Here is a 3,283-nt window from a genome sequence, read left to right as displayed (position 1 = left end):
TTCTCCACGTCCACCGAGGAGAACCGGCGCTCACAGCCGACCCACGTGAACGGGATCCTGCCGTCCAACGCCCACTGACGAAGCGTCAACGGGTGCATCCCGAGACACTTCGCAGCCTTGGACAACCGCAGCAACTCCATGCACAGAACTATACGAGCACAACACCCGCGATAGCTAACGAAGTTGTTGAGCCTTCCACGCCCGCGAGTACTCCGACCCATTTGAGGGCTTGCCCACGGTCCTCGGTGGTCGGCACCGCGCGCAGAGTGGCCGGGCCGTCCTCCAGGAGACGCAGCAGCTCGGTGCGGCGCTCGGCATACGGGCGGGGTCGCCAGTCGATGTCGCCGACGGCGAGGACGTCGAAGAGTTGCCACGTGGACACTGAAGTCGGCGCCGAGTCGCGGGCCGCGGCGTCCAGCTCGGCTCTGCAGCCGGTCGAAGGCCACGCCGGAGCCGTCGTTGAGGACCGCGACGGGCTCACCGTCGAGGACGGCGTCCGGCAAACCGGCGGCAGCAACGGCGCTACTTGATCCGGTACTTCCTGAGCTGGACCGCGAGCCGCGAGCTCACCCGCAAGCTCACCGTCCCCTCCATCCCGCAGCAAGAACCCCAGGTCCTGCTCGACGAGGACGACCGCTGGCGCCTCCTCCAGCGCTGTCTCACCGACGACACCCTGCCCCTGGACGTCCGAGCCGCCGGCGCGATCACCCTGCTCTTCGGTCCGTCCACCGAGCGGCTCTGCAATCTGACGCCGGACCACCTGCAGGTCGGTGGAAAGCACACCCACCTGATGCTCGGCCCTCACCCTGTCCTACTGCACCCACGACTGGCCGGGCTGCTGCAGCAGTTGGCAGAAGGGCCCTTGCCCGGCTCACGAGCTCTGTTCGCGCAGGCCACCCCGGGTCCCCGGCCGCTGTTCCCGGGCTTGGTCCCAGGAAAGCCCACCTCGACCCACGCCATGACGCAGAAGCTCAACCGGCACGGGATCTCGGTCCGCGCGGCCCGCAACTCCGCCCTCGCCGCGCTCGCCGCCGATCTCCCCAGCCCGATCCTCGCCGACCTGACCGGCATACACCGCCACACCGCGATCCGCTGGGTCGCCTACGCCAGGCGCGACTGGGCCGAGTACCTCGCGGCACGAGCCGAGGACCAGAGGGAGTCACCCGCCACTGGCGACCACCGGTAAAGACGACAAGATTCGTGCAGCGGCGGGGCAGTCGATAGGGTGCCAGGTCACGACCGCACCCGGTTCGACCACGGGCAGGTCAGGGCTCTGCCGCAGCTCGTGGCACCTCCGCAGCTGCCATGCCGGCACCTGCCTGCCCGAGTCTTGGGACACGGGGCGGCCTTCACGGCCGGGCAGTCGGGTTCCGGTCGACAGGTCAGGAGGAACGAGTGGCACAGATCATCGCCGAGGTCTCAAGGACGTTCAACGAGTTTCTTCTCTTGCCCAACCGAACCCGGACCGACTGCTCGCCCGCGACGGTCAACCTGCGCACGCCCCTGGTTCGGCACGTCGTCGGGGAGCAGTCGGCGATCGAACTCGGCTCTCCGTTCACGTCCGCGATCATGCAGGCTGTCAGCACACCGGAACTCGCCATCGCACTCGCACGCAACGGCGGTCTGAGCTTCCTGCACCACAACCAGTCCATCCAGGACCAGGCCGCAGCCGTCCGCCAGGTGAAGAACTTCAAGGCCGGATTCGTCACCAGCGACACCAACGTCCGCCCCGACGACAGCCTGAGCCACCTGGTCGCCGTCATGCAACGCACCGGTCACAGCACCGCCGCAGTCACCCACGACGGCACCGCCACCGGCCGCCTGCTCGGCCTGGTGACCTCCCGCGACTTCCACCCCCAGCGCCACGACCTCGACGGACCGGTGAGCGGTCGGATGACCGCCATCGCCGACCTCCCTCACGCCGCAGCCGACACCACGCTCTCCGAAGCCAACGCCCGACTGTGGGACCAACGGCTCGACTGCCTCCCCGTGCTCGACGCCGACGGGCACCTGCAGTACCTGGTCTTCCGGTCCGACTACACGGACAACAAGCGCTTCCCGAACCAAGCCGTCGACAGCGCCAAGCGCCTGCACGTGGGCGCGGGCATCAACACCCACGACTACCAAGAGCGCGTTCCCGCCCTGCTGGAGGCTGGCGCCGACGCCCTGTGCTTCGACTCCTCCGACGGCTACAGCGACTGGCAGGCACAAGCCCTGAACTGGGTGAAGAAGCACTACCCGGAGATCCCGACCGGCGGCGGCAACGTGGTCGACGGCGAGGCGTTCACCTTCCTCGCCGAGGCCGGTGCGGACTTCGTCAAGGTCGGCGTGGGCGGCGGCTCCATCTGCATCACCCGCGATCAGAAGGGCATCGGCCGCGGCCAGGCGAGCGCGGTGCTGGACGTCGCCGCCGCCCGGGACGCCTTCCGTGATCGCACCGGCGAGTACGTGCCGATCTGCTCTGACGGCGGGCTGGTGCACGACTACCACGTGGCCCTGGCGCTGGCGATGGGAGCCGACTTCGTCATGATGGGGCGTTACTTCGCCCGCTTCGACCAGGCGTCCGGGGCGAAGCTCCCCACCCGGGACGGCTTCGTGAAGGAGTACTGGGGCGAGGGCTCGAACCGCGCCCGTAACTGGCAGCGCTACGGACAAGGAGGCCAGGGCCTGATCTTCGAAGAAGGTGTCGACGGCTACGTCCCCTACGCCGGCGACTTGAACGAAGGGCTCGCCGTGACCATCGCCAAGCTCAAGACCACGATGGTGTCCTGCGGTTCCACCACTCTTCCGGAGTTCCAGTCCACGGCAAGGCTGACTCTGGTCTCCGACCAGAGCTTTCAGGAGAGCCACGCCAACGTCACCCTGCGGGACACCCCGGCGACCGTCGGCTGAGAGGCTCAACAACTTCATTAGCTATCCCGAGTGTTGTGCTCGTATAGTTCTGTGCATGGAGTTGCTGCGGATGTCCAAGGCTGCGAAGCGTCTCGGGATACACCAAAACTGAGTTGATCAAGCCCCAGCGGCCCTGGAAGACGCTCTCCCAGGTCGAGCTGGCCACCGCCGAATGGGGCGACTGGTACAACCACCGCCGACTCCACGGTGAGATAGGCCATATCCCGCCCGTCGAGTACGAAGCCAACTACTACACGGCACTCACGAAGCCCCAGGTCACAACCACAATCTGAGATCTCTACCGAACCCGGGGTGCCTCTGTGTCTTGTCAAGCCGCCTGGTCGGGAAGGGACTTGGCTCTTCGTTCGTCGGCGATCATGACGCGCCACAC

General features: G+C 67.2%; 5 protein-coding genes. 4 read left to right on the top strand and 1 reads right to left on the bottom strand.

The genetic code is table 11. The features are described 5' to 3' along the window. Positions 1 to 148: 148 nt before the first annotated feature. The gene (locus tag AB0M27_RS47095; RefSeq protein WP_365732358.1) at positions 149 to 382 is read right to left on the bottom strand and encodes a hypothetical protein; all 234 of its coding nucleotides are present in this window, start codon (positions 380 to 382) and stop codon (positions 149 to 151) included. Between AB0M27_RS47095 and AB0M27_RS47090 the strand changes: the two genes are divergently transcribed. From AB0M27_RS47090 to AB0M27_RS47075, 4 genes are all read left to right on the top strand, one after another. Further along, positions 375 to 530, top strand: a complete 156-nt coding sequence (locus AB0M27_RS47090; protein ID WP_365732357.1) for a hypothetical protein — start codon at positions 375 to 377, stop codon at positions 528 to 530. The genes AB0M27_RS47095 and AB0M27_RS47090 overlap by 8 nt on opposite strands. Further along, on the top strand, positions 527 to 1,186 hold the full coding sequence (locus AB0M27_RS47085; protein ID WP_365732356.1) for a hypothetical protein: 660 nt from the start codon (positions 527 to 529) through the stop codon (positions 1,184 to 1,186). The genes AB0M27_RS47090 and AB0M27_RS47085 overlap by 4 nt, the downstream gene beginning before the upstream one ends. A gap of 209 nt (positions 1,187 to 1,395) precedes the next feature. Beyond that, a complete protein-coding gene (locus AB0M27_RS47080) occupies positions 1,396 to 2,892 on the top strand; it encodes an IMP dehydrogenase (RefSeq protein WP_365732355.1) in 1,497 nt (498 codons plus the stop codon). A gap of 80 nt (positions 2,893 to 2,972) precedes the next feature. Continuing rightward, a complete protein-coding gene (locus AB0M27_RS47075) occupies positions 2,973 to 3,185 on the top strand; it encodes an integrase core domain-containing protein (RefSeq protein ID WP_365732359.1) in 213 nt (70 codons plus the stop codon). Positions 3,186 to 3,283 lie beyond the last annotated feature (98 nt).

This window comes from Streptomyces sp. NPDC052107 (genome assembly GCF_040680215.1).
Taxonomy (GTDB): domain Bacteria; phylum Actinomycetota; class Actinomycetes; order Streptomycetales; family Streptomycetaceae; genus Streptomyces.
This window is presented reverse-complemented; position numbering and strand designations above follow the sequence as displayed.